This window comes from Leisingera daeponensis DSM 23529 (assembly GCF_000473145.1).
In the GTDB taxonomy this organism is placed as follows: domain Bacteria; phylum Pseudomonadota; class Alphaproteobacteria; order Rhodobacterales; family Rhodobacteraceae; genus Leisingera; species Leisingera daeponensis.
Window position 1 is genome coordinate 1,447,318 of the sequence record NZ_KI421500.1, and the last position, 24,687, is coordinate 1,472,004.

General features: G+C 64.2%; 23 protein-coding genes. 18 read left to right on the forward strand and 5 right to left on the reverse strand.

All coding sequences use genetic code 11. From position 1 onward, the window contains the following. Nucleotides 1–90: 90 nt before the first annotated feature. The gene (locus DAEP_RS0107390) at nucleotides 91–876 is read right to left on the reverse strand and encodes an inositol monophosphatase family protein (RefSeq protein WP_008557303.1); all 786 of its coding nucleotides are present in this window, start codon (nucleotides 874–876) and stop codon (nucleotides 91–93) included. A gap of 192 nt (nucleotides 877–1,068) precedes the next feature. On the opposite strand from DAEP_RS0107390, the gene DAEP_RS0107395 reads away from it, so the two are divergent. Continuing rightward, a complete protein-coding gene (locus DAEP_RS0107395; RefSeq protein WP_027244217.1) occupies nucleotides 1,069–2,088 on the forward strand; it encodes an NADP-dependent oxidoreductase in 1,020 nt (339 codons plus the stop codon). Between the two features lie 97 nt (nucleotides 2,089–2,185). On the opposite strand, the gene DAEP_RS0107400 is transcribed toward DAEP_RS0107395, so the two are convergent. Then, nucleotides 2,186–3,091, reverse strand: a complete 906-nt coding sequence (locus tag DAEP_RS0107400) for a LysR family transcriptional regulator (RefSeq protein WP_027244218.1) — start codon at nucleotides 3,089–3,091, stop codon at nucleotides 2,186–2,188. 98 nt (nucleotides 3,092–3,189) lie between these two features. Here DAEP_RS0107400 and DAEP_RS0107405 point away from each other — a divergent pair, with 98 nt between their 5' ends. The 3 genes from DAEP_RS0107405 to DAEP_RS0107415 all read left to right on the forward strand — a co-directional run bounded on the left by DAEP_RS0107405 (nucleotide 3,190) and on the right by DAEP_RS0107415 (nucleotide 5,213). Next, complete coding sequence (locus DAEP_RS0107405) at nucleotides 3,190–4,059, forward strand: methylenetetrahydrofolate reductase (protein ID WP_027244219.1); 870 nt, start codon at nucleotides 3,190–3,192, stop codon at nucleotides 4,057–4,059. A gap of 64 nt (nucleotides 4,060–4,123) precedes the next feature. Beyond that, nucleotides 4,124–4,603, forward strand: a complete 480-nt coding sequence (locus DAEP_RS0107410) for a PaaI family thioesterase (protein ID WP_027244220.1) — start codon at nucleotides 4,124–4,126, stop codon at nucleotides 4,601–4,603. A gap of 94 nt (nucleotides 4,604–4,697) precedes the next feature. After that, on the forward strand, nucleotides 4,698–5,213 hold the full coding sequence (locus DAEP_RS0107415; protein ID WP_027244221.1) for a DUF2867 domain-containing protein: 516 nt from the start codon (nucleotides 4,698–4,700) through the stop codon (nucleotides 5,211–5,213). Between the two features lie 85 nt (nucleotides 5,214–5,298). Here DAEP_RS0107415 and DAEP_RS0107420 read toward each other — a convergent pair whose 3' ends face one another. The 3 genes from DAEP_RS0107420 to DAEP_RS0107430 are packed head-to-tail and all read right to left on the reverse strand — an operon-like array spanning nucleotide 5,299 to nucleotide 9,850. Next, on the reverse strand, nucleotides 5,299–6,375 hold the full coding sequence (locus tag DAEP_RS0107420; RefSeq protein WP_008554127.1) for a DUF2235 domain-containing protein: 1,077 nt from the start codon (nucleotides 6,373–6,375) through the stop codon (nucleotides 5,299–5,301). Next, nucleotides 6,353–8,650 carry a xanthine dehydrogenase family protein molybdopterin-binding subunit gene (locus DAEP_RS0107425; RefSeq protein WP_027244222.1) on the reverse strand — a complete coding sequence of 766 codons (2,298 nt, stop codon included), beginning with the start codon at nucleotides 8,648–8,650 and terminating at the stop codon, nucleotides 6,353–6,355. Before DAEP_RS0107425 ends, DAEP_RS0107420 begins: the two co-directional genes overlap by 23 nt. A 48-nt stretch (nucleotides 8,651–8,698) precedes the next feature. Beyond that, nucleotides 8,699–9,850, reverse strand: coding sequence for a type III PLP-dependent enzyme (locus DAEP_RS0107430; RefSeq protein ID WP_027244223.1), 1,152 nt, complete (start codon nucleotides 9,848–9,850; stop codon nucleotides 8,699–8,701). 104 nt (nucleotides 9,851–9,954) lie between these two features. Between DAEP_RS0107430 and DAEP_RS0107435 the strand changes: the two genes are divergently transcribed. From DAEP_RS0107435 to DAEP_RS0107500, 14 genes are all read left to right on the forward strand, one after another. Continuing rightward, nucleotides 9,955–10,392, forward strand: coding sequence for an Lrp/AsnC family transcriptional regulator (locus DAEP_RS0107435; RefSeq protein ID WP_027244224.1), 438 nt, complete (start codon nucleotides 9,955–9,957; stop codon nucleotides 10,390–10,392). A gap of 367 nt (nucleotides 10,393–10,759) precedes the next feature. Beyond that, nucleotides 10,760–13,831 carry a valine--tRNA ligase gene (locus DAEP_RS0107440; RefSeq protein WP_027244225.1) on the forward strand — a complete coding sequence of 1,024 codons (3,072 nt, stop codon included), beginning with the start codon at nucleotides 10,760–10,762 and terminating at the stop codon, nucleotides 13,829–13,831. Between the two features lie 189 nt (nucleotides 13,832–14,020). Continuing rightward, nucleotides 14,021–14,314 carry a DUF1330 domain-containing protein gene (locus DAEP_RS0107445; protein ID WP_008556856.1) on the forward strand — a complete coding sequence of 98 codons (294 nt, stop codon included), beginning with the start codon at nucleotides 14,021–14,023 and terminating at the stop codon, nucleotides 14,312–14,314. A gap of 43 nt (nucleotides 14,315–14,357) precedes the next feature. Continuing rightward, nucleotides 14,358–14,819 carry a tellurite resistance TerB family protein gene (locus DAEP_RS0107450; protein WP_027244226.1) on the forward strand — a complete coding sequence of 154 codons (462 nt, stop codon included), beginning with the start codon at nucleotides 14,358–14,360 and terminating at the stop codon, nucleotides 14,817–14,819. Further along, the gene (locus DAEP_RS0107455; RefSeq protein ID WP_008553301.1) at nucleotides 14,819–15,259 is read left to right on the forward strand and encodes a tellurite resistance TerB family protein; all 441 of its coding nucleotides are present in this window, start codon (nucleotides 14,819–14,821) and stop codon (nucleotides 15,257–15,259) included. Before DAEP_RS0107450 ends, DAEP_RS0107455 begins: the two co-directional genes overlap by 1 nt. After that, nucleotides 15,256–16,029: a phosphate/phosphite/phosphonate ABC transporter substrate-binding protein gene (locus DAEP_RS0107460; protein ID WP_027244227.1), complete on the forward strand. Its 774-nt coding sequence runs from the start codon at nucleotides 15,256–15,258 to the stop codon at nucleotides 16,027–16,029. Before DAEP_RS0107455 ends, DAEP_RS0107460 begins: the two co-directional genes overlap by 4 nt. 133 nt (nucleotides 16,030–16,162) lie before the next feature. Then, a complete protein-coding gene (locus DAEP_RS0107465) occupies nucleotides 16,163–16,942 on the forward strand; it encodes an ABC transporter ATP-binding protein (RefSeq protein WP_008553521.1) in 780 nt (259 codons plus the stop codon). Nucleotides 16,943–16,989: 47 nt separating this feature from the next. Continuing rightward, nucleotides 16,990–17,697: a transporter substrate-binding domain-containing protein gene (locus DAEP_RS0107470; protein WP_008553963.1), complete on the forward strand. Its 708-nt coding sequence runs from the start codon at nucleotides 16,990–16,992 to the stop codon at nucleotides 17,695–17,697. A gap of 110 nt (nucleotides 17,698–17,807) precedes the next feature. After that, on the forward strand, nucleotides 17,808–18,692 hold the full coding sequence (locus DAEP_RS0107475) for an ABC transporter permease (protein WP_008553262.1): 885 nt from the start codon (nucleotides 17,808–17,810) through the stop codon (nucleotides 18,690–18,692). Next, complete coding sequence (locus DAEP_RS0107480; protein WP_008553466.1) at nucleotides 18,689–19,495, forward strand: ABC transporter permease; 807 nt, start codon at nucleotides 18,689–18,691, stop codon at nucleotides 19,493–19,495. The genes DAEP_RS0107475 and DAEP_RS0107480 overlap by 4 nt, the downstream gene beginning before the upstream one ends. A 192-nt stretch (nucleotides 19,496–19,687) precedes the next feature. Continuing rightward, nucleotides 19,688–21,022 carry a glutamine synthetase family protein gene (locus DAEP_RS0107485; protein ID WP_027244228.1) on the forward strand — a complete coding sequence of 445 codons (1,335 nt, stop codon included), beginning with the start codon at nucleotides 19,688–19,690 and terminating at the stop codon, nucleotides 21,020–21,022. Between the two features lie 70 nt (nucleotides 21,023–21,092). Continuing rightward, nucleotides 21,093–21,773 carry a type 1 glutamine amidotransferase gene (locus DAEP_RS0107490; RefSeq protein WP_027244229.1) on the forward strand — a complete coding sequence of 227 codons (681 nt, stop codon included), beginning with the start codon at nucleotides 21,093–21,095 and terminating at the stop codon, nucleotides 21,771–21,773. Continuing rightward, entirely contained in the window at nucleotides 21,773–23,131 is a 1,359-nt protein-coding gene (locus tag DAEP_RS0107495; RefSeq protein WP_008554154.1) for a glutamine synthetase family protein, read from the forward strand. Before DAEP_RS0107490 ends, DAEP_RS0107495 begins: the two co-directional genes overlap by 1 nt. 105 nt (nucleotides 23,132–23,236) lie before the next feature. Then, a complete protein-coding gene (locus DAEP_RS0107500; protein WP_027244230.1) occupies nucleotides 23,237–24,547 on the forward strand; it encodes an NAD(P)/FAD-dependent oxidoreductase in 1,311 nt (436 codons plus the stop codon). Nucleotides 24,548–24,687 lie beyond the last annotated feature (140 nt).

Sequence of the window (24,687 nt, forward strand, 5' to 3'; positions counted from 1 at the left end):
CGCCTGGCCGATAGGCCGGGCAGCGCACCAGTGAAATAAAAAAACGCGGCTCAGAGGCCGCGTTTCCGATGCTCAAAGTTCCGGGCGGGTTCAGCCGCGGATCACCTTGGCGAAGTTCTCGAAAATCGGCTCGTTCGAGCACACCACCGAACCGCTGTCGATGATGCCCGCGTCCGGGTCGATCGCCTCGGCAAACCCGCCGGCTTCTTTCACGATGATGATGCCTGCGGCCAGATCCCACGGGTTCAGGCGGCGTTCCCAAAAGCCCTCGTAACGGCCTGCGGCCACATAAGCCATGTCCAGCGCAGCCGAGCCCCAGCGGCGCACGCCGGCGCAGGCGGGCATCAGGCGGGCCAGGTCCTGCAGCGTCAGCGGCAGGTCGGCGCGGCCGCCGAACGGCACCCCGGTGGCAAAGATCGATTCAATCATCCGGTGGCGGCCCGACACGCGGATGCGGGTGTCGTTCATCCAGGCGCCTGCGCCCTTCTCGGCAAAGAACATCTCGTCCTTGGCGGCGTCATAGACCACGCCGGCAACGATCTGTCCCTTGTGCTCCAGCGCGATGGAGATCGCCCAGTGCGGCAGCCCGTGCAGGAAGTTGGTGGTGCCGTCCAGCGGGTCGACGATCCAGCGGCGGGTGGGGTCCTCACCCTCGATCTCGCCGCCCTCTTCCGCGATCCAGCCATAGGTCGGGCGGGCGTTGCGCAGCTCATCCTTGATGATCTTCTCGGCGGCGATGTCGGCCTTGGAGACGAAGTCGCCCGCGCCCTTCATCGACACCTGCAGGTTTTCCACCTCGCGAAAGTCTTTCACCAGGGAACGGCCAGCCTTGCGGGCGGCTTTGATCATCACATTGAGGTTTGCGCTGCCAATCATGTCTGCAGAATCCTGTCACGTCGGGGAGATGCCGGGTCAAACCGTGCCTATACGCCCCCTGCCCCCGATTGCCAAGGGGCTTTGCCGGCAAGAGGGGGGGCGGCCTTGACGCCCGGTTACAGCCCGGGAAACGGTTGAATTCCGCCCCCGCGAAGCCCAGTCTCTGCTGCAATCATCAGAAGGAGGACTCCCATGACCGACCAGATGCAGCGTATCGTGCTGGCCAGCCGCCCCGAAGGCCAGGCCAGCGAAGAGAACTTCCGCCTGGAAAGCGTGGACATGCCCCAGCCCGGCGACGGCGAAGTGCTTGTCAAAATTCACTATATGTCGCTGGACCCCTACATGCGCGGGCGCATGAACGCAGGCAAATCCTATGCGCCGCCGGTGGAGATCGGGGAAACCATGACTGCGGGCGGCGTCGGTGAGGTGATTGCCTCCAACAGCCCGGATTTCCAGCCCGGCGACTTTGCCCTCGGTGCGTTCGGCTGGGCCAGCCACGCCTGTGCGCTGGCCAGCGATATCCGCAAGCTGGACCCGGATATGGCGCCGCTCACCACCGCGCTTGGCGCTCTGGGCATGCCGGGGTTTACCGCCTGGCATGGCTTGGACGCCTATGGCCGCCCGCAGGCAGGCGAAACCCTGGTGGTTGCCGCCGCCACCGGCCCGGTCGGCTCCATGGTGGGACAGCTCGCGAAACAGAAAGGCCTGCGGGTGGTCGGCATTGCCGGCGGTGCCGACAAGTGCAAGCTGGCGGTCGAGACCTTCGGCTTTGACGCCTGCCTCGACCACCGCGCCTATGCCAGTGCCGAAAGCCTGAGCGAGGCCCTCGCGGCAGAATGCCCGGACGGCATCGACATCTATTACGAAAACGTCGGCGGCAAGGTGCTGGAAGCGGTGCTGCCCCTGATGAACAACTTCGGCCGCATCCCGGTCTGCGGCATGATCGCCTGGTACAACAGCGCCGAGACGGATCTGACCGCGCCGGCCATCTGGCGCACGGTGCTGACCAAGTTCCTGTCGGTCAATGGCTTCATCATCTTCAACCACTACGACCGTTATGGCGAGTTCCTGCGCGAAGTGGCTCCCAAGATCGCCAGCGGTGATATCAAGTATCTGGAGGATATCGCCGAGGGGCTGGAAAACGCGCCGCAGACCTTCCTGTCGATGATGCAGGGCGGCAATACCGGCAAGCAGATCGTCAAGCTGGTCTGAGCCGGGCGCCGGCATCTGCCGGATCACGCAACCGCGCGGAGCGGGCACAGGCGCCGGACCGGCGCAGGCCGCTCCGCGCCTGTCCTGGCGGCGGCATCTATTGATGCTGCAGCTTGCGTGCCTCCACCTTGGCCAGGCGGATCAGCTCCTGCATGAAGGGCTTCTCGCGGTCCTCCGTCCGGATCGCGGCATACAGGCTGCGGGTGATCCCGGTTTTGGTCAGCGGCCGGGTCACATAATCCGAAGAGTATTTCACCTCCCGCACCACCCAGTCCGGCAGCACCGACACCCCGCGGTTGGAGGCGACCAGCAGCAGGATCACCGCCGTCAGCTCCACCTGCCGGATCGAGGCAGGCTCCACCCCCGCCGGCATCAGCAGCTGGCTGAACACATCCAGCCGGACCTTATCCACCGGGTAGGTGATCAGGCTCTGGCCGATGAAATCCTCCGCCTCGATATAGGGTTTTTCCGCCAGCGGATGCTGCGCTGAAGCGACAAAGACAGGATTGTAATCAAACAGCTCGATAAACTCGACACCGGCGATGTCCTCCGGGTCGGAGGACACCACCAGATCCACCTCCTCCTTCAGCAGCGCAGGCAGCGCGTCAAAGGCCAGGCCCGGGCGGATATCCACATCCACGTCGCCCCAGTTCTTGCGGAAGCCCTCCAGCACCGGGAACAGCCATTCGAAACAGGCGTGGCATTCAATGGCGATATGCATCCGGCCAGTATTGCCATCCCGCAAGGAAGAAAATTCCGCTTGCGCCGCTTCGACTTGCGGCAGGACCTGCTCTGCCAGCCGCAACAGCCGCAGGCCCGCAGGGGACAGTTTCATCGGCTTGGACCGGCGGATGAACAGTTCCACCCCGGCCTGGTCCTCCAGCCCCTTCACCTGATGGCTCAGTGCGCTTTGGGTGATGTTCAGCTGCTCCGCAGCCCTTGCCAGCCCGCCGGCCTCATGGATGGCCTTGATGGTGCGGAGATGGCGGAATTCGATATGCATTCTATCAGATCGCTCATGTTAATCTTGAGTATTATGAAATTGTCTCACAATGCTGCGCGTGCAACAAGTGCAGACAGACACATAGCGAGAGACCTGAGATGACGACGCCCAAGATTTCCTTCGAATTCTTCCCGCCGAAAAATCTCGAAGCCTCCTTCCGGCTTTGGGACACCGTGCAGGTCCTCGCTCCGATGGATCCGCGGTTTGTATCGGTGACCTATGGCGCAGGCGGCACCACCCGCACGCTGACCCGCGATGCGGTGGCGACCCTGCACAATTCCTCCGGCCTGAATGTGGCTGCGCATCTGACCTGCGTGGATGCCTCCAAGGCGGAAACGCTGGAGATCGCCGACCAGTTTGCCGAGGCCGGCGTGACCGAGATCGTTGCCCTGCGCGGCGACCCGCCCAAGGGTGAAGGCAAGTTCACTCCGCACCCCGAAGGTTTTGCCGACTCGGTGGAGCTGATCAAGGGTCTGGCGGCGCGCGGCGGCTTCACCATCCGCGTCGGCGCCTACCCGGACTGCCACCCGGAGGCCGCCAGCCAGGCCGCCAACGTGGAATGGCTGAAGCGCAAGCTGGATGCCGGCGCTGATGAGGCTCTGACCCAGTTCTTCTTCGAGGCGGACACCTTCTTCCGCTTCCGCGACGCCTGCGAGAAGGCGGGGATCGACGGCAGCAAGCTGACGCCCGGCATCCTGCCGATCGAGAACTGGAAAGGCGCCCGCAATTTCGCCAAGCGCTGCGGCACCGTGATCCCGGATTGGGTCGAAAACGCCTTTGACAAGGCGCTGCGCGACGGCCGCGAGGAGTTGCTGGCCACGGCACTGTGCACCGAGCTGTGTTCGGACCTTCTGGAAGGCGGCGTCGACAAGCTGCATTTCTACACGCTGAACCGCCCGGAACTGACCCGCGACGTCTGCTTTGCCCTGGGCATCACCCCCAAGGTGGCACTGGAGAACGTGGCGTAAGCCTTGCAGGCCCCGGCGCGCGGTTCCTAATGCGGGGCAAACCCCCGCCAAGGACCCGCGCGCCATGCTTTATGCCAAACAGCCCTCCGACCTGCTGACGTTAGAGCAGATGTCCCGGATGTCCGGGCTTGAGTTCATGCAAGGCATCCTGGAGGGCCGCCTGCCCGGCCCGCCGATTGCCGAGACGCTGGGCTATTACCTGCACAGTGTCGAAGAAGGCCGGGTCGTGTTCCGCGGCACGCCCGAATTCCACGTCACCAACCCGATGGGCACCGTGCATGGCGGCTGGTACGGCACGCTCTTGGACAGCGCCATGGCCTGCGCGGTGATGACCAGGGTGCCGCCGGGCTCGGTCTACACAACGCTGGAATTCAAGATCAACATCCTGCGGCCGATCCCGCTGGGCACCCTGATCGGCTGCACCGGCACCGTCGACCATGCGGGCCGCTCGACCGGGGTGGCGCATGGCGAGCTTCGCGGGGTTGAGGACGGCCGGCTTTACGCGACCGGCTCCACCACCTGCATCGTGATGAAAGTTGCTTGAGGGAACGCGCAGGAATTCTACCGCTGGCCTTGCCGGCCGCATTTTTGCAATTATCTCCAATCCCGTAACCTGACACGCAGCGGAAAGGCCGGCCATGCCGCCAAATGCCTTCGCACGGGCCGCCACCGCCCGCATTCAAATCCTGGCCCCCGCCGCAGAGCTGGATTTCCTGCACACGCAGTCCATTGTTCTGCCAGTGCCGGTCACCCCGCTGGAGGCCTGGACCCTGATGCACGCGCGGCCGCTGCCGGGCCTGAAGCTGGCGTTCTGGCTGCGGGACGCGATATCCGCCTGTTTCGGCGTCAAACGCATCGGCGGCATCACCAGCAAGCCGCACACCGGCATTCAGCCCGGTGACAAGCTGGATTTCTTTCTGGTGGAAGCCGTGTCGGATACTGTCCTGACCCTGACCGTGCGGGACAGGCACCTGGACGTCATGACCTGTATCACCAGCAGCGACGGCGTCCTGTCCGTGACGTCCTCGGTCAAGACCCGCAACCGGTTTGGCCGCGCCTACATGATCCCGGTCCGGCCCGCCCACAAGCTGATTGTCGCCCTGTCCCTGAAGCGCCTGAAGCAGGCGCTGGAACAGCGCCGCGCCGCCGTCTGATCCGCCACCCCTCCCGCTGCATCTTGCCTGCAGGCGGCACTGCGCGCCTCATTCGGCTTGAAAATCAGCTAGGGCAGCTTCGTTTTCAGGTCTTGGAGAACATCGCCAGCCAGCCACCGGACGATGCGGCGTTCTGCCTTCCCGCAGCAACACTGCTGTGCAGCCGTTCGCTGGCGTCCAGCCCGACCCGGCGGCGGCTGCGCAGCAGGAAAATCTTGGCCCAGCCCTGCCAGGTGCCGACCGAGGGCGCCTTGGGGTCGACCGGGAAGCGCATCCGCCAGTCGCTGGGCAGCGGCAGGCCGCGCTCCTCGGCCTTTTCCAGCATCCAGATCAGCGAGACATTCGCCAGCGGCCGGGCTTCCTCGAACCCGCCCAGCTGGCCGCCCACATCGCCATGGGCGCCGCGGAACCAGACCTGCTCGACGTGGCCGCTCCAGCCCTTGGGGCAGTCCCACAGCACCGGCTTGAACACGTCGCGCGTCTCATCCAGTGCCAGCGCGTGATAGCCGCTTTTGATATGCGGGCCCAGTGTATGGTTGTGGAAATTGTGCTGCTTTTCCGCCCAGCGCCACAGCAGCGGCAGCCGCAGGCCCAGCGCCTTGACGGTGTCCCAGACGCCGACCATCTCGATCTCGACCTCGTCGTGGCAATAGGCCTTGGTGAAAGCGGTGCCGGTCTTGGAGCGCCCGTTCAGCCGGTAATGGCGGTAGGCGGTGCGGATATTGCGCACGGTGGCGTGCTCCGGCTTCAGCAGGCCGATCCGGTCGATCACCCCGGCCAGCGAGCGCACCGCATAGGCCCCGCGGGAATAGCCGAACAGATAGATCCGGTCGCCCGGCCGGTAGCGCGAGGCGAGATAGCCATAGGCGCGGCGGATCTGGCGGTTGATGCCGCGGCCCATCATCACGTCCGGCGCGCTGCCCCAGCCCTTCCACTGGACGCCGGATTCATAAAAGACCGAGACCTGGCCGCTGGTCTGGCTGCACAGCCGGTACAGCTGGCCGGCATGGGTTTCATGCCCCGCCTCCAGCGTCGACATGGTGCCGTCCAGGATGATCACATGCGCCTGCGGCCCGCGCAGCTTGGTTTCGCCGGAATGCTCCGACCGCAGCGGCCGTCCCAGCCACCCTAAAACCCTTTTACTCAGCTGCGTCAGAAACATCCCTAAGCACTTCCCAAATCCTCAGCGGGGTGAACGGCATGTCCACCTGCCGCACGCCGCGGTCCCAGACCGCGTCCTGCACCGCGTTCGCCACCGCTGCCAGCGCGCCGACGGTGCCCGCCTCGCCGCAGCCTTTCATCCCCATCGGGTTCTGTGTCGAAGGCACCGGCTCGGAGGTGAATCCAATCATGGGAACGCCGCTGGCTCGCGGCAAGGCATAGTCCATGAACGAAGCCGTGAGCAGTTGTCCGTCCTCGTCATAGACAACCCGCTCCAGCATGGCCTGTCCCAGCCCCTGCGCCACCCCGCCGTGCACTTGGCCTTCGGCCAGCACCGGGTTGATCAGATTACCGAAATCGTCGACTACAGTGTAGCGCTCCACAGCGGAATTCCCAGTCTCCGGATCGATCACGACCTCGGCAACATGGGCACCGTTCGGAAACGAGCGCCCCGGCAGCCGGGCCTGCGCCGCGTGACGCTGCAGATCGAGCCGCCCGTGCGCGCGGGCCATCTCTGCCGCTTCCAGCATGGTCGGGGTCAGGTTGGATCCCGGCGCGCGGAAGGTCTCGCCATCAAACGCGACAGCCTCCTCGTCCACCCCCATCTCCTCCGCCAGGAAGGGGATGAAGGCGGCGATCATCGCGTCCACCGCCGCCAGCGTGGCATTGGCCTGCGTCGTCACCGACCGCGAGCCGCCGGTGCCGCCGCCCGTGGCGATGCGGTCGCTGTCGCCCTGGATGACATGGATTTTCTCCGCGGGAATGCCGCTCTGGTCGGCGAGGAACTGGGCATAGACGGTTTCATGCCCCTGTCCGTTGCTTTGCGTGCCGACATAGATTTGCACCCGCCCGTCCTCCAGAAACTCCACTTCCGCGCTTTCCGAAGGATCGCCCAAAATGCTTTCGATATAGTAACAAAGCCCGGCGCCCCGTAACTTGCCGCGTTTACCATCTTCGGCGCGGCGGGCTGCGAATCCTGCGATATCAGCCTCTTGCGCGGCACGGCTCAGAACTTTGCTAAAATCGCCCACATCATAGGTCTCTCCGGTCACGGTGTTATAGGGAAACGCGTCAGCCGGAATGAAGTTCCGCCGCCGCAGCTCCCACGGGTCCACCCCCAGTTCGCGGGCGGCCCGGTCCATCGCCCGCTCCAGCACATAAATCGCCTCCGGCCGCCCGGCGCCGCGGTAGGCATCAACCTGGGTGGTGTTGGTATAGATCCCCTCCACCTGCAGCCAGGCGGTCTGAATGTCATAGACGCCTGCCAGCACACGGCTGAACAGCTGGGTCTGAATCGGCTGGCCGAAATGAGAGTTATACGCGCCGAGGTTGCACCGGGTGGTGACCCGATAGGCGGTGATCTTCAGGTTTTCGTCAAAGGCCAGTTCTGCCAGCGAGGTGAGGTCGCGGCCGCCATTGTCGCTCAGCATCGCCTCGGAACGATCCGACATCCAGAACACCGGCCGGCCCAGGGTCCGGGCGGCATGGGCGACCGCGAAATACTCCGGATAAGGCATCGCCTTCATGCCGAAGCCGCCGCCCACATCGGGCGTGGTGACTCTCACAGCCGCCTCATCCAGCCTCAGCTTGGCTGCAAGCTGGGACTTCATCGCCCAGACCCCCTGCCCGCCGTAGCAGAAATGCAGCCGCCCTTCGGACCACTCGGCAAAACAGCCGCGCGGCTCCATCGAATTGACGATGATCCGGTTGTCCTCGACCTGCAGCGCAACGGTATGGGCCGCGCTTTGGAACGCCGCCGCGGTGGCCGCCTCGTCGCCCATGCCCCAGTCAAACGCCTTGTTGTCCGGCACCCCCTCATGCAGCGGTTCACCGCCCGGCAGAACGTCCAGCTTCACCGGCAGATCGTCGATCTCCAACTCGATCAGCTCCCCCGCATCGCGGGCCTGATCCAGCGTCTCCGCTACGACCACCGCCACCGGCTCACCGACATAGCGGACCCGATCGCGCGCCAGCATCGGGCGCTCGGGCGCCGCGCCCTTGGTGCCGTTTCGGTTGGTCACGAGCGAGCCGTCCATGGAGGTGTCGATGCCAGCAGCTTCCAGATCGGCCAGGGTGATCACCGCATGGACGCCCTCCGCCGCGCGCGCATCCTCGACGTCCAGCGCGGAAATCACCCCATGCGCCACCGGGCTGCGCAGCACCCAGGCGCGCAATGCACCTGCAGGGGCGGCATCCTCGATGTAGCGCCCCTGGCCGGTCAGGAACCTGACGTCCTCGACCCGTTTTACCGGCTGGCTTTTCCCGAATTTTTCCATGCTCGCCCCCTGTCCGCGCTGGCTGCTGTTGCGGGGGCGAGACTACTGTCAGCGGGCCGCTTGTCCAGCCAGCTCAATCACCGTCGCCACGTCAGACAAGCCATAGCCGTTGAATTGCGTGCTCATGGCAGAAGAATATGCGCCCAGCCCCGGGAACAGCACATAGTCCCCCGCGACGCAGTCGCAAGGCAGCGGCAGCCCGTCCGGCAGCCGGTCGAGGCTGTCGCAGGTCGGCCCGAACACCACCCGCGGCTTGCGGACACCGCTGCGGTGGGTTCCGTCGGAGCCCACGACCTCAACCCGGCCCGGCAGGCCCATGTCGCGGATATCGACCAGCCCGCCATAGATCCCGTCGTTCAGGAACACCACCGCGCCATCCTTGCGCATCCCCTTGATGCGGGCGGCCAGGGTAAAGCTTTCGGAGACCATCGCCCGGCCCGGCTCGCAGATCAGCGTGGGCTTCTCCGCGCCGAAGGCCTGATCCGCCGCCGTGCCGATGGCGGCAAAGACCTTTTCCAGATCCGGCGCCACGCCGTCGCGGTTGGCGGCAAAGCCGCCGCCCACATTCAGGCGCGCAATCCGCACCCCCGCAGCATCGACAATCCGCTTTGCGGCATGGACATATTCGACCCAGGCCATCTCATCTTCGCATTGGGTGCCCGGGTGGAAACACAAGGCAGGCGTCCAGCCCTTGGCTGCCACCTGCTTCAGCAGTTCCACCGCCTCTTCCGGCGCAGCGCCGAACTTGCTGCCGAAATCATAGGCCGCCCCCGCTACCGGCAGCGCAAAGCGCACGGCGACTTCGCAGCTGCGCGGCACCGCGTCCAGCTTCTCCAGCTCGCTCAGTTCATCCACAGACCAGCTGGCAACGCCGTGTTCGATCCCGGTGACGATCTCCGCTTCGGACCGCATCGGGTTGTTGTAGTGCATAACCGCATCGGGGCTGGCAGCGCGCACCGCCTCCATCTCTGCGGGCGAGGCCACGTCAAAGGCGGTGATCCCCGCCGCCACCAGGTTGGACAGCACCGCCGGATGCGGATTTGCCTTCACAGCGTAGGTCACAAGTCCCGGAAACCCCTGGCTGAACCGCCGCGCCACCTCGTGCAGGACCCGCGGCGAGAAATACAGGATCGGATGATCCGGCGAGCTGCGGGCCAGGTGGGACTCAGGCGAAAGCCATAGCGGGGGAATCTGCTGCATCTGTAACCCTCATTCGTTTTGCATATTTTCCGCGAGTTTTCCGTCGATTCCGCTCGTCACTTTGCCTATAGTGACGAAATCTTTCGTCACATCGCAGGCTGAACATGCAAAACGACGACACCGATCAGCGTCTTGTCACCCTGCTGCGGGAAAACGCCCGCCGTCCGGTGGCCGATCTCGCGCGCCATCTTGGCCTTGCCCGCACCACAGTGCAGGCCCGGATCGAGCGGCTGGAGGCCACTGGGGTGATCACCGGCTACACGCTCAAATCCTGCGCCGCCGCCCGGCCGCCGCTGCAGGCCACGGTTCTGATGTCGATCGAGCCGCGCAGCGGGCCGGAGGTGCTGGCGCGGCTGCGCAAGCTGCCGGGGGTGGAGGTCGTTCACACAACCTCCGGCCGGTTCGATCTTCTGGCGCAGGTGGTGGCGCAAAGCACTGCGGAGCTGGACGAAACCATCGACAGGATCGCGGAGGCCCGCGGGGTGCGCTCGTCGGAAAGCCTGATCCACCTGGCGACCAAGCTGGACCGGACCGGGCAATAGAGGGCAGACGGTCCGCGCGCTCTGCGGCTGCCCGCGGCGGAATTCATGGCCGCCGGACCCAAGGTATCGCGCCATCCTGAAAATCGTGCGCCCGGCCCGTACCGCGGAATGCGCGTCAGCAGGGGCCGGGCGTCTTTGGCTTAGGCGCCGCTGCGGGGCGCCTGAAAGACCGGTGCGCCACTGCTGTTCCGCTTGGCGCTTGGTTAACGGTAAACGCGCCCGCGCGCCGCTGGTTCCATAAAAGTTGAATGAGGCAACGCCCGGCAGGCCGCCGCACTGCCCCGGTGCCGCTGGGACTTTCCCTTTGCCGCCCCTTTCGGTAAGGGATAGCGCGACCCCAAATTTACACGCACGCAGGACCTAGCGCATGGCGATGGAAAAGACATTCAACGCGGCCGAAGCCGAAAGCCGCCTTTACAAAGCCTGGGAAGAGGCCGGCTGTTTCAAGGTAGGCGCAAACGCCAAGCCCGAAGCCTCCACCTATTGCATCATGATCCCGCCGCCGAACGTCACGGGCGTGCTGCACATGGGCCACGCCTTCAACAACACTCTGCAGGACATCCTGATCCGCTGGAAGCGGATGCAGGGCTATGACACCCTGTGGCAGCCGGGCACCGACCATGCAGGGATCGCGACCCAGATGGTTGTCGAGCGCGAACTGGCCAAAACCCAGCAGCCGTCGCGCCGCGAGCTGGGCCGCGAGAAATTCCTGGAGAAAGTCTGGGAATGGAAGGAGAAATCCGGCGGCACCATCGTCGAGCAGCTGAAACGTCTCGGCGCGTCCTGCGACTTCTCCCGCACCGCCTTCACCATGGCAGGCGCGCAGGGCGATACCCGCGTGGGCCACGAGAATTCCCCCAACTTCCACGACGCCGTGATCAAGGTGTTCGTGGAGATGTACAACAAGGGCCTGATCTACCGCGGCAAGCGGCTGGTCAACTGGGACCCGCATTTCGAGACCGCGATTTCCGACCTTGAGGTCGAGAACATCGAGGTTGCGGGCCACATGTGGCATTTCAAGTACCCGCTGGCGAATGGCGCCACCTACACCTATGTGGAGAAGGACGCGGACGGCAACGTCATCCTTGAGGAAGAGCGCGACTACATCTCCATCGCGACCACCCGGCCCGAGACCATGCTGGGCGACGGCGCGGTTGCGGTGCATCCCAGCGACGAGCGTTATGCGCCCATCGTCGGCAAGCTGTGCGAAATCCCGGTCGGCCCGAAGGAACACCGCCGCCTGATCCCGATCATCACCGACGAATACCCGGACAAGGATTTCGGCTCCGGTGCGGTGAAGATCACCGGCGCGCATGACTTCAACGACTACCAGGTTGCCAAGCGCGGCGGGATCCCGATGTACCGGCTGATGGACACCAAGGGCCAGATGCGCGACGACGGTGCCCCCTATGCAGAAGCCGCCGGCATTGCCATGGCAGTGGCCAAGGGTGAGCAGGCCCTGAGCGAGAACGAAGCCGACGCCATCAACCTGGTGCCGGACGACCTGCGCGGGCTGGACCGGTTCGAGGCCCGCAAACTGGTGGTCGAGCAGATCACCCGCGAAGGCCTGGCGGTAACGCAGACCGTCACCAAGACCGACCCGGAGACCGGCGAAGACGTCCAGGTTCAGGTGCCTTACGTCGAGAACAAACCGATCATGCAGCCCTTCGGCGACCGCTCCAAGGTTGTCATTGAGCCGATGCTGACGGACCAGTGGTTCGTGGACGCGGAAAAGGTTGTCGGCCCGGCGCTGGATGCGGTCCGCAATGGCGATGTGAAGATCCTGCCGGAAAGCGGTGAGAAGACCTATTACCACTGGCTGGAAAACATTGAGCCCTGGTGCATCTCGCGCCAGCTGTGGTGGGGCCATCAGATCCCGGTCTGGTACATCCCCGGCGCGGAGGACTGGTACCCGATCTGTGCGGCGACTGAGGAAGAGGCGCTGGAAAAGGCGCGTCTTCAGTCCGCCGAAGGGACTGAGTTCCGCATCGTTGCAGATCAGCACGAAGCGGCGAAGATTCTGGCCGAACAAGTCAAGCTGATGGATGTGCAGGACGAAGGCGCGATCCGCAGCTTTGACGGGCCGATGCAGGTGCCGATGTTCCGCGACCCCGACGTGCTGGACACCTGGTTCTCCTCCGGCCTCTGGCCGATCGGCACGCTGGGCTGGCCGGAATGGACCGAGGAGACTAAGAAATACTTCCCGACCTCGACCCTGGTTACCGGTCAGGACATTCTGTTCTTCTGGGTTGCCCGGATGATGATGATGCAGCTGGCGGTGCTGGACGAAAACCTGCCGGTCAAGGAGCGCATCCCCTTCGACACTGTCTACCTGCATGGGCTGGTGCGCGACGCCAAGGGCAAGAAGATGTCGAAATCGACCGGCAACGTTGTCGACCCGCTGGAGATCATCGAAGAATTCGGTGCCGACGCGCTGCGCTTCTCCTCTGCTGCGATGGCGGCGCTTGGCGGCGTGCTGAAGCTGGATATGGAGCGGCTCAAGGGCTACCGGAACTTTGGCACCAAGCTGTGGAATGCGGTGAACTTTGCCCATTTCAACAACGTCTACGACGAGAACGTTCCGGCCTACGCCTGCCCGGATGCCAAGGCGGCGGTGAACCAGTGGATCATCGGTGAAACCGCCAAGGTGCGGGTTGAGGTGGACGCCGCCCTTGAGGCGTTCCGCTTCAACGATGCGGCCAATGCGCTTTACGCCTTTGTCTGGGGCAAGGTCTGCGACTGGTACATCGAACTGTCCAAGCCGCTGTTCGGCTCCGACGATGAGGCGGTGATCGCCGAGACCCGCCAGACGCTGGGCTGGGTGCTGGATCAGTGCATGATCCTGTTGCACCCGATCATGCCCTTCATCACCGAGGAGCTGTGGGGCAATACCGCCAAGCGTTCGAACATGCTGGTGCATGAAGACTGGCCGACCTATGGCACCGAGCTGGTCAACGCTGAGGCGGACGCCGAGATGAACTGGGTGATCACCGCGATTGAGAACATCCGCTCCACCCGCGCGCAGATGCATGTGCCGGCCGGTGCCAAGATCCCGATGGTGGTGACCGAATTCTCCGGCCAGGCCCGCGCGGCCTGGGAGAAGAACGAGGCGATGATCCAGAAACTGGCCCGCATCACCTCGCTGGAGCAGGTGGAGAGCTTCCCCAAAGGCTGCGCGAGCGTGGCGGCGCCCGGCGCCTCCTTCGGCCTGCCGCTGGCGGATGTGATCGACGTTGACGCCGAAAAGGCGCGGCTGGAGAAGACCCTTGGCAAGCTGGCCAAGGAACTGGGGGGCCTTCGCGGGCGGCTGAACAACCCGAAGTTCGCGGCCTCCGCCCCGGAAGAAGTTGTGGCTGAGGCCCGCGAAAACCTCGCCGCGCGCGAGGAAGAGGAAGCCAAGGTCAAGGAAGCGCTGGCGCGCCTGGCTGAGATCGGCTGACACGGCCCTGCCGTTAATCAAGTTTGAAACGCCCGCCGCGTCCGGCGGGCGTTTTCGTTCTTCGCGCAACACATTGAAACAACCGCAAATTCCACGGAAACAGGAAATTCTTAATAACCGCCCCATTGTGTTCGGCGCGGATTTATATCAGCCTGCACTCAACCATAAAAAGAAGGGAGGCTGCACCCCATGCCCAAAGGATACTGGGTGGCCCATGTGGATGTGAACGACGCGGAGCGTTACAAGGATTACATCAATGCCAACGGGCCGGTGTTTGCTGAATACGGCGCCAGGTTCCTGATCCGCGGCGGCCCGAAGGAAGTGCGCGAAGGGCAGATGAGGGCGCGCACGGTGGTAATCGAATTCAAGGATTTCGCAACCGCAAAAGCCTGCTATGATTCAGTGGCCTACCAGGACGCCAAGGCCTTGCGCGATCCGGTGTCTGCCGGTGATATGGAAATCATCGAAGGCTACGGCGAATAATCCCGCGCCCCGCCGCGCAGCTGACTGAGGTCATCGAATGCCCCTGCTAAAGAAATTCTTCCAAGCTTTCCGCCCGTCCGAACCGCCGGCCCTGCCCGACCCGGATGCCGAACTGGCGCTGGGGGCGCTCCTGGTGCGGGTGGCGCAATCCGACCGCGACTACCAGCTGGAGGAGATCAGCCTGATCGACCGGATCCTGGCCCGGCTTTACCAGCACAACGCGATCGAGGCCGCCAAAGTGCGCGCCACCTGCGAGAAGCTGCACGCGGCTGCGCCGGAAACCGACACCTTCGGCCGGCTGATCCGCGAAACCACCGGCCTGGAGGAGCGCCTCGCCGCGCTGGACGCGCTGTGGGAAGTGGTGCTGGCCGACGGCAGCGCCCACGAGGGCGAAGTCACCATCGTGGAGGAGGCCCGCAAGGCGATGGGCCTTTCCTATACCGACAGCCAGAAGGCCCGGGAGCGCGCCGAGCAGAAACTCGGCAGCACTGCTGGAGAGCCGTGATGTTCCGGGAGCTTCTGCACCGCCTGCTGGAGCCCGCACCTGCCACGCTGGATGACGAAGGCGCGCGGCTGGCGCTGACCGCGCTGCTGGTGCGGATTGCCCGCTCCGACCACAATTATTCCGAAGTGGAAAAGGACCGCATCGACCGCATCCTGGCGGCCCGCTACGGGCTGGACACCGGCGGCGCGCTGATCCTGCGCGAACAGGCGGAGGCGATGGAGGCCGAGGCCCCCGACACCGTCCGCTTTACCCGCGCGATCAAGGATGCAGTGGTCTATGAGGACCGCACCGGCGTGCTGGAGGCGCTGTGGCAGGTGGCCCTGGCCGACGGCCGCCGCGATGCGAACGAAGACGCGCTCCTGCGGCTGTCAGCCAGCCTGCTGGGGGTATCGGACGTGGATAGCGCCAAGGCGCGCCAACGGGCAGAGGCTGCTTTATGATTGCTCATCTTGAAATGTACGACCGCCCGGAAACAGCGGCGGCAAACGACCGGTTCTGGGCCTCGATCCGCGATCATCTTGGCGGCGGGCCGGACCAGCTGACCCGCGGCGCCGATTTCTGGGAGGTCTGGAAATCCCCCGATCTGCTGCTGTCACAGACCTGCGGCTGCCCCTACCGCACCCGCCTTTATGGTGAGGTGGAGCTTGTCGGCACGCCCGACTACGGCCTGCCCGGCTGCCCGCCGGGGTATTACAACAGCGTCTTCATTGCCCGCAAAGAAGACGCCGGCCAGCCCCTTGGCAGCTTTGCCGGGCGCCGCTTTGCCTACAACGAAGCGCTGTCGCAATCAGGCTGGGCGGCGCCGATGGTGCATCTGCACGACCGCAGCATCCTGCCTGGCGCGCTGGTGGAAACCGGCGGCCACCGGCTGTCTGCCCAGGCCGTGGCCGAGGGCCGCGCCGACTTTGCCGCGCTGGACGCGCTGACCTGGGAAATGGTCCGTGAATACGACGGGTTCGCCGCCGGGCTGACAGAGATCGGGCGCACCGAGCCCACGCCTGGGCTGCCCTATATCACCGCCCTGGACGGCGACACCAAGGCGCTGTTTTCCGCCATCGAATCCGCCATCCGCGGGCTGGACCCGGAAACCCGCCGCCTGCTGCACCTGAACGGCCTTGTCCAGATCGCTCCCAGCGGCTACCTGGCGGTGCCGACGCCGCCCGGCCCGGTGCTGACCGGCCAGCGCATCCGCGCTGCAGAGCTGACGTAGCGCCCCTTCCAAAACGGCGGCATACTCCCCCGTTTTGCGGCCTGCGGTGCCAGCTTGTGCGGTTTGAACGTTGCATTCGGTCTTTTTTTCGGTCCAATAAGAACGAATTTCCACTCATAGGGACAACGACACCTTGACCGACACAACGCCCGTTCTGCAAATCCGCGGCCTGCACAAATCCTATGGTGAGCTGGAAGTGATCAAAGGCGTGGATATCACCGCCCACAAGGGCGATGTGGTTTCGCTGATCGGGTCCTCGGGGTCGGGCAAGTCTACCCTGTTGCGCTGCTGCAACCTGCTGGAAGACAGCCAGGAAGGCGAGATCCTGTTCAAGGGCGAACCCGTCACCTGGACCGGCCAGGGGCTGAACCGCCGCCCTTCCGACGCCAAGCAGATCCTGCGCATCCGCACCAACCTCAGCATGGTGTTCCAGCAGTTCAACCTGTGGGCCCATATGACCATCCTGCAGAACGTGATGGAAGCGCCGGTCACGGTGCTGGGCCGCGACAAGGCTGAGGTGGAGGAGAAAGCCCGCTATTACCTGACCAAGGTCGGGATAGGCGACAAATGCGATGTCTACCCCGCCCAGCTGTCGGGCGGCCAGCAGCAGCGCGCCGCGATTGCCCGCGCGCTATGCATGGAGCCTGAGGCGCTGCTGTTTGACGAGCCCACCTCGGCGCTGGATCCGGAGCTGGAACAGGAAGTCATCAAGGTGATCAAGGATCTGGCTGCCGAAGGCCGCACCATGATGATCGTGACCCATGACATGAAAATGGCTGCCGACGTCTCCAGCCACGTTGTTTTTCTTCACCAGGGCCTGATCGAAGAAGAAGGCACCCCCGACGACGTCTTTGGCGGCACCCGCTCCGAGCGGCTGCGCGCCTTCCTGTCCTCGACGCGCCACGCGCATTGAGCAATAACAAATAAGTCCAATAACCAACCAAAAACGGGAGTATACTCATGAAATCACTGATCCTTGGCACCGCCGCCCTGGCGCTGTCCGCGGGCATGGGCCTGGCGGAGACCGTGCGCCTGGGCACCGAAGGCGCCTATGCGCCGTGGAATTTCGTCAACGACGCGGGCGAAATCGACGGTTTCGAGCGCGAACTGGGCGACGAACTGTGCAAGCGTGCCGAGCTGACCTGCGAGTGGGTCAAGAACGACTGGGATTCGATCATTCCGAACCTGGTGTCCGGCAACTACGACACCATTATCGCCGGCATGTCGATCACCGACGAGCGGGACGAGGTCATTGACTTCACCCAGCCCTACACGCCGCCGGATCCGTCCGCCTATGCAGCCCAGTCGGCAGACGTCGACCTGGAATCCGGCGTGATTGCCGCCCAGGCCACCACCATCCAGGCCGCCTTTGTGGCTGAGCAGGGCTGGACCCTGGTTGAGTTTGCCACCCCGGAAGAAACCGTCGCCGCCGTGCGTAACGGCGAGGCTGACGCGGTTCTGGCCGACAAGAGCTTCCTCGACTCGCTGATGGGCGACGATCTGGTGCTGCTGGAGCGCACCGAATCTCTGGGCCGCGGCGTCGGCATGGGCTTCCGCGAGTCGGACGCTGAGCTGCGCGGCAAGTTCGATGCGGCGATCCAGTCGATGAAGGATGACGGCTCGCTGAACGACCTGATCGCCAAGTGGGAAGTGTCCTCCCAGTGGTAATCTGATCCTGTTCCAGGATCTGCAGGCCCGCCGCCGCGGCGCGCGGGCCTCATTCATTCTCTTCCGGCAGCCATGCTGCCGGGCACGGCCGGAGAAAGACAGGCACTAACATGTTTTCCTATTGCACGGACCCATCCACGCTTGAGGGGCTGAGCTGGCTCAGCTGCTACCTGACCACGGGCAAGCACTTGAACCTCTATATCTCGGTCGCCGTGGTACTGGTCCTGCTGGCCATCACCGCCCCGGTCGCACTGCTGTTCGGCTTTGGCGCCGCCAGCGCTGCCCGCTCCAATTTCCTGCCGCTGCGCTGGTTCGGCAAAGGCTATACCAGCATCGTGCGCGGCGTCCCGGACATTGCCTTCTTCCTGTTTTTCGTCATCGCGCTGGACCAGGCGTTCGAGTGGATGCGCCACAAGGTGAAATGCCCGGACTGGGATCAGCCGATCCGGCAGGGAATCGACTTTGTGGTCTGCGACGCGGCCAAGCTGCCGCTGTCCGCATCGCCGCAGTGGGTGCATGAAACCTACGGCTTTTTCCTCGCGGTTCTGACCTTCTCGATCGTCTTCGGGGCCTTTGCAGCCAACGTTCTTTACGGCGCCATGCGGGCGGTTCCGCGTGCCCAGATCGAAACCGCCGAGGCCTATGGCATGACCACACGCCAGGCATTCTGGCGCATTCTGGTGCCTCAGATGTGGGTCTATGCGCTGCCGGGGCTGTCAAACCTGTGGATGGTGCTGATCAAGGCGACGCCGCTTTTGTTCCTGCTGGGGGTCGAAGACATCGTCTACTGGGCGCGGGAGCTGGGCGGCGCAAAGACCGAGCGGTTCACGGAATACCCGCATCCGAACTGGCATGTCTGGTATTTTGCGGCGCTCTTGGTGTTCTACCTCTGCTTCACCAAAGTGTCCGAGGTTGTGCTGGACAAGATCATGACCCGCCTGACCAGGGGCCAGGCCACAGCGGGCGGCGAAGCACAAAGAAAGGCAGCGGCATGAGTTGCGTTGAAACCATCCAGGCCTATGCCCTCCGCTCGCTGGGCATTGGCGAACGGCTGCTGCCGCGCGGCGAATATACCCTGTGCGAGCATTTCACGCTGATCGGCTCCGGCCTGATCTGGAATGTCTACTTCGGCGCGCTGGCGCTGACGACCGGCTTTTTTCTGGCGGTGGCGCTGGCGGTGGGCAAGTCCAGCCCCAACCCGCTGTGGCGCAAACCGGCGGAGTGGTTCATCTTCGTGTTCCGCGGCAGCCCGCTGTTCATCCAGTTTTTCTTTGCCTATGCCTGCTTCCTCAGCCTGAAAAGCGTCTCCAGCTTCTTTGACCCGTTCACCTCGGCCTGGCTGGGCGCCCTGGTCGTGCTGTTCTTCAACACCGCCGCCTATTCGGGGGAGATCTTCTATGGCGCGCTGCTGTCGATCCCCAAGGGCGATATCGAGGCCGCGGACGCCTATGGCATGTCCGGCTGGACCCGGTTCCGCCGCATCACCTTCCCGACCATGCTGCGGCTGGCCTGGCCCGCCTACACCAACGAGGCGATTTTCCTGTTCCACGCCACAACGCTGGTGTTCTTCTCCGGCTTCCCGGCCTGGCGGCAGCAGGGCGACGCGCTGTATTACGCCAGCTACTTCGCGGACAAGACCTTCAACCCGTTTGTCCCCTACCCGATCCTGGCATTCTACTTCATCCTGCTGACCCTGGTGATCATCGCCATCTTCGGCGCGGTGAACAAACACCTGAACAAGCACCTGCCCCAGGAACGGCGGAGAAAATTTCGCTTGCGTCCTAATCTGATCCGGTAGTATCCATTATTTGATCAAATTCACAGCCCGAGCGTCTGACCGCAGAATCTTGCGAGTTCATGAACAAACCACGGGCTTAGCTGGATTATGATCAAAAATATGGACCAGGGGTGATAAGCTGCCCCGGCCCTGCTGCGCCCCGTCCGGGGGCGCTGGCGGCCGGCGGTGCCCCCGAAACCGTCAGGTGATTAGATGAAGAACTGGCTCAGGAAAAACCCGCATGTGCGCACCATCCGCGTTGCGGCGGCGGACATCAATGGTCAGGCCCGGGGCAAGCGCGTCCCTGCCCGCTTTGCCGATAAGGCGGTCGAGGAAGGCACCCGCTTTCCGCTGTCGGTTCTGAACCTGGACATCTGGGGCGAGGATATCGACGACAGCCCGCTGGTGTTTGAGAGCGGCGATGCCGACGGGGTGCTGAAGCCGACCGAGCGCGGCTTTGTGCCGATGCCCTGGCTGGAATCGCCCTCTGCGCTGCTGCCGATCTGGATGTACCGCGAAGACGGCCGCCCCTATGACGGCGACCCGCGCCATGCGCTGCGTGCCGTGGTGGACCGCTACAAGGCGCTGGGGCTGACCCCGGTGGTCGCGGTGGAGCTGGAGTTCTTCCTGATCGACGACAGCGGCAAGAACCTGCAGGTGCCGACATCGCCGCGGTCCGGCAAGCGCCGCAAGGCGGCGGAGACCATGTCGATCCGGGCGCTGGACCAGTTCGACACCTTCTTCACCGATCTTTATGACGCCTGCGAGGACATGGACATCCCCGCCGACACCGCGATCTCCGAGGCGGGCCTGGGCCAGTTCGAAATCAACCTGATGCACGGCCCCGACGCGCTGCGCGCTGCCGATGACGCCTGGCTGTTCAAGATGCTGGTCAAGGGCCTGGCCCGGCGCCACGGCTTTGCCGCCAGCTTCATGGCGAAACCGTATGAGGACTACGCCGGCAACGGCCTGCACACGCATTTCTCGGTGCTGGATCAGGACGGCAACAATATCTTTGACGATGGCGGCCCCAAGGGCACCGACGCGATGCGCCACGCTGTCGGCGGCTGCCTGAAGGCAATGGGCGATTCCACCCTGGTGTTTGCGCCGCATGGCAACAGCTATGACCGCATGGTCCCGGGCGCCCACGCCCCCACCGGCATCTGCTGGGCCTACGAAAACCGCACCGCCGCCATCCGCGTGCCCTCCGGCAGCCCCAAGGCGCGCCGGATCGAGCACCGCTTTGCCGGCGGCGACGTGAACCCCTATCTGATGCTGACCGCCATTCTCGGCGCCGCGCTCTATGGGATCGAGAACAAGATCGAACCCTCGGAACCGATCACCGGCAATGCCTATGCGCTGGACCTGCCGCAGGTGCCCAACACCTGGCAAAGCGCCATCGACGCGTTCGAGAACTCCGAGATCATCCCGCAGTTCTTCTCCGCCGAGATGATCCGCAACATGGTGCTGACCAAGCGCCAGGAGCTGCATTACATGGAAGAGCTCACCCCGGAAGAACGGGTTGAGATCTACCTGGATACGGTCTGACGGCCTCTTGCCCGCCGTGCTGGCGGCGGGCTACCGTCCCGTGCAGCGAACTCCTTCTATCTGGTGACTTATGAAAATCGGCATCCTGCAAACCGGCCACTCCCCCGAAGACCTGTATGAACCGTTCGGCGATTACGACAGCATGTTCCGCGGCATGCTGGACGGCAAGGGTTTCGAGTTTCAGACCTGGGCCGTGGTGGACGGCATCTTCCCGGACGGCCCGCAGGAGGCCGACGGCTGGCTGATCACCGGCTCCAAACACGGCGCCTATGAGGACCACGCCTGGATCCCGCCGCTGGAGGACCTGATCCGCGCCATTTACGCCAGCAAACAGCCCCTGGCCGGCATCTGCTTTGGCCATCAGATCATCGCCCAGGCGCTTGGCGGCAAGGTCGCCAAGTTCGAGGGCGGCTGGGCTGTGGGCCCCGTCACCTACCAGACCGAGGACGGCCCGCTGACCCTGAACGCCTGGCACCAGGATCAGGTGGTGGAACTGCCCGAGGGCGCACGGGTGCTGGGCGGCAATGATTTCTGCCGCAACGGCATCCTGGCCTATGGCGACCACATCATTTCCTGGCAGCCCCACCCCGAATTTCCCAGCGCATTTGTTGGCGGCCTGATCGAAAAACGCGGCCGCGGCGTGGTGCCGGACGATCTGCTTGACCGCGCCGCCGCCGAACTGGACGTCCCCGTGGACAACCCCGAAATCGCAACCATCCTCGCAGAGTTTTACAGGAAAGAGAGGACCTAATGTCATCCTGGCTCGACGCCCTTCCCGATGCAGCAAAAAACTATCTGGAGGGCCGTCGTCTCGACGAAGTTGAATGCGTTATCTCGGACCTTCCCGGTATCGCCCGTGGCAAGGCGGTACCGGCATCCAAATTTGCGAAGACCGATTATTTCCACCTGCCGGACAGCATCTTTTACCAGACCATCACTGGCGACTGGGCCGATGCCGCCGATGACGACGGCTGGATCGAAAAGGACATGATCCTGAAGCCGGACATGTCCACGGCCTCGGCCGCGCCCTGGACCGCGGACTGGACGCTGCAGGTGATCCATGATGCCTATGACCGGGACGGCGATCCGATCCCCTACAGCCCGCGCAACGTGCTGAAGAGGGTTGTGCAGCTGTATCACGACAAAGGCTGGAAGCCGATTGTGGCACCGGAGATGGAATTCTTCCTGGTGTCGCGCAACCTGGACCCGGCGCATGAAATCAAGCCGATGATGGGCCGCTCAGGCCGCCCGGCGGCTGCGCGGCAGGCCTATTCGATGACGGCTGTCGATGAATTCGGCCCCGTGATCGACGACATCTACGACTTCGCCGAAGCGCAGGGGTTCGAGATCGACGGCATCACCCAGGAAGGCGGCGCAGGCCAGCTGGAAATCAACCTGCGCCACGGCAGCCCGGTCAAGCTGGCGGATGAGGTGTTCTACTTCAAGCGGCTGATCCGCGAGGCAGCGCTGCGCCATGACTGCTTTGCCACCTTCATGGCCAAGCCGATCGAGGATGAGCCGGGCTCGGCCATGCACATCCATCATTCGGTGATCGACATCGAGACAGGAGAAAACATCTTCTCCGGCCCGCAGGGCGGCGAGACGGATGCCTTCTTCCACTTCATTGCCGGGTTGCAGAACCACCTGCCCGCAGGTCTTGCGGTCATGGCGCCCTATGTGAACTCCTACCGCCGCTATGTGAAGGACCACGCCGCCCCGATCAATCTGGAATGGGCGCGCGACAACCGCACCACCGGCATCCGGGTGCCGCTGTCGAGCCCTGAAGCGCGGCGGGTGGAAAACCGCATCGCAGGCATGGACTGCAACCCCTATCTGGGCATCGCCCTGTCGCTGGCCTGCGGCTATCTCGGCCTGATCGAGGAGAAGCGCCCGCGCAAGCAGTTCAAGGGCAACGCCTATGAGGGCGATGGCGACATTCCGCAGGTGATGGGCGAGGCGCTCGACATGTTCGAGGAAGCCACCGCCCTGCATGAGGTCCTGGGCCCGGATTTCGCCCGCGTCTACTCCATCGTGAAGCGCGCGGAGTACGAGGAGTTCCTGCAGGTGATCTCCCCCTGGGAGCGCGAGCATCTGCTGATGAACGTCTGAAACCTCAGGCGCTGCGCTCCGGTGCAGCGCCCGTGCAATTGAGTATTTACAGAAAGATGAAGAGCAGGCGCCCCGATGGAGGGCCTGCTTCTGATGAGGTGCGTGATGGGGATGAACCTGCTCTATTCCAATGACCGCAAGGGAGAATACCCGGACAGCTGGTACGCGGCGACGGCCATCCCGATGGAGCGATTTCCGGCCCTTGACGGCGCAGTGGCCGCGGACGTCTGCGTTGTCGGCGGCGGCTATACCGGCCTGTCGGCAGCGCTGCATCTGGCCGAAGCGGGAATGTCCGTTGTGCTGCTGGAAGCGCAGCGGGTGGGTTTTGGCGCCTCCGGGCGCAACGGCGGCCAGCTTGGCAGCGGCCAGCGCATGGACCAGGAGGGCCTGGAGGCGCTGATGGGCGGGCCGGAGGCGCAGAAGCTCTGGCAGCTGGGCGAGGATGCCAAGGATCTTGTGAAGTCGCTGATCGCCCGCCACGGCCAGGACTGCCACTTGAAACCCGGCGTCGCCTGGACCGCCTTTTCCGAAAAAGAGGCGGCAGAGCTGCATGACTATGGCCGCCACCTGCAGGACCACTACGGCTACAGCAGCATTGAGCTGCTCGGCAAAGACGCCTGCTGGGCCATGTGCCCCTCGCCCGCCTATAAGGGCGGCATTCTGGATCATGGGGCGGGGCATCTGCATCCGCTGAACTATGCCTTCAGCCTGGCCCGGGCAGCTGCGGCTGCCGGGGCCGTCCTCCACGAGGGCAGCGAGGTGCTGGATATCGAGGAAGGCGCCAAGCTGCGGATCCGCACCGCAGGCGGCACCGTGACCGCGGATCACTTGATCCTGGCCTGCAATGGTTATCTTGGCGGCCTGAACGGCCAGGTGGCCGCGCGGGTCATGCCGATCAACAACTTCGTGGTGGCGACGGAGCCGCTGGGCGAAGATGCCGCCCGGGTGCTGACCCGGGATGTGGCGGTGGCGGACACCAAATTCGTGGTCAACTATTTCCGCCTCAGCCACGACAAGCGGCTGCTGTTCGGCGGCGGCGAAAGCTATGGATACCGCTTTCCCTCCGATATCCAGGCCACCGTGCGCAAACCGATGGCTGAGATCTTCCCGCACCTGAAGGACGTGAAGATCGATTACGCCTGGGGCGGCACCCTGGGAATCACCATGAAGCGGATGCCCTATCTGGCGCGGCTGGCGCCCAACGTGCTGACCGCCTCCGGCTATTCCGGCCACGGGGTCGGCACTGCCACCCATGCGGGCCAGCTGATGGCGCAGGCGATCCAGGGCCAGGCAGAGGGGTTCGACACGATGGCCCGCGTCCCTGCGCCGCGCTTTCCCGGCGGGCCGCGGATGCGCTCGCCGCTCCTGGTGCTGGCGATGACGTGGTTTGCCCTGCGCGACCGGCTGGGCGTCTAGGCACGCCTGAGCCGGTTTCCGCGCAACTTCGCAACAATCCTGTGAAATTTTGCCGGGCGCGGCAGATTCTGCCGCGTCTCCTCTTGGCACCGGCGGCGGTTAGTTTTACGTTTTCGGAAGCAACAATTCAGGATTTTGAA

Bases quoted from the DNA above. Each gene is read 5' to 3' on its own strand.
- DAEP_RS0107490 (WP_027244229.1), top strand. From the start codon at position 21,093: ATGAAAATCGGCATCCTGCAAACCGGCCACTCCCCCGAAGACCTGTAT.
- DAEP_RS0107480 (WP_008553466.1), top strand. From the start codon at position 18,689: ATGAGTTGCGTTGAAACCATCCAGGCCTATGCCCTCCGCTCGCTGGGC.
- DAEP_RS0107390 (WP_008557303.1), bottom strand. From the start codon at position 876: ATGATTGGCAGCGCAAACCTCAATGTGATGATCAAAGCCGCCCGCAAG.
- DAEP_RS0107440 (WP_027244225.1), top strand. From the start codon at position 10,760: ATGGCGATGGAAAAGACATTCAACGCGGCCGAAGCCGAAAGCCGCCTT.
- DAEP_RS0107500 (WP_027244230.1), top strand. From the start codon at position 23,237: ATGGGGATGAACCTGCTCTATTCCAATGACCGCAAGGGAGAATACCCG.
- DAEP_RS0107405 (WP_027244219.1), top strand. From the start codon at position 3,190: ATGACGACGCCCAAGATTTCCTTCGAATTCTTCCCGCCGAAAAATCTC.
- DAEP_RS0107460 (WP_027244227.1), top strand. From the start codon at position 15,256: ATGATTGCTCATCTTGAAATGTACGACCGCCCGGAAACAGCGGCGGCA.
- DAEP_RS0107475 (WP_008553262.1), top strand. From the start codon at position 17,808: ATGTTTTCCTATTGCACGGACCCATCCACGCTTGAGGGGCTGAGCTGG.
- DAEP_RS0107400 (WP_027244218.1), bottom strand. From the start codon at position 3,091: ATGCATATCGAATTCCGCCATCTCCGCACCATCAAGGCCATCCATGAG.
- DAEP_RS0107410 (WP_027244220.1), top strand. From the start codon at position 4,124: ATGCTTTATGCCAAACAGCCCTCCGACCTGCTGACGTTAGAGCAGATG.
- DAEP_RS0107425 (WP_027244222.1), bottom strand. From the start codon at position 8,650: ATGGAAAAATTCGGGAAAAGCCAGCCGGTAAAACGGGTCGAGGACGTC.
- DAEP_RS0107445 (WP_008556856.1), top strand. From the start codon at position 14,021: ATGCCCAAAGGATACTGGGTGGCCCATGTGGATGTGAACGACGCGGAG.
- DAEP_RS0107430 (WP_027244223.1), bottom strand. From the start codon at position 9,850: ATGCAGCAGATTCCCCCGCTATGGCTTTCGCCTGAGTCCCACCTGGCC.
- DAEP_RS0107415 (WP_027244221.1), top strand. From the start codon at position 4,698: ATGCCGCCAAATGCCTTCGCACGGGCCGCCACCGCCCGCATTCAAATC.
- DAEP_RS0107395 (WP_027244217.1), top strand. From the start codon at position 1,069: ATGACCGACCAGATGCAGCGTATCGTGCTGGCCAGCCGCCCCGAAGGC.
- DAEP_RS0107455 (WP_008553301.1), top strand. From the start codon at position 14,819: ATGTTCCGGGAGCTTCTGCACCGCCTGCTGGAGCCCGCACCTGCCACG.
- DAEP_RS0107495 (WP_008554154.1), top strand. From the start codon at position 21,773: ATGTCATCCTGGCTCGACGCCCTTCCCGATGCAGCAAAAAACTATCTG.
- DAEP_RS0107420 (WP_008554127.1), bottom strand. From the start codon at position 6,375: ATGTTTCTGACGCAGCTGAGTAAAAGGGTTTTAGGGTGGCTGGGACGG.
- DAEP_RS0107485 (WP_027244228.1), top strand. From the start codon at position 19,688: ATGAAGAACTGGCTCAGGAAAAACCCGCATGTGCGCACCATCCGCGTT.
- DAEP_RS0107470 (WP_008553963.1), top strand. From the start codon at position 16,990: ATGAAATCACTGATCCTTGGCACCGCCGCCCTGGCGCTGTCCGCGGGC.
- DAEP_RS0107435 (WP_027244224.1), top strand. From the start codon at position 9,955: ATGCAAAACGACGACACCGATCAGCGTCTTGTCACCCTGCTGCGGGAA.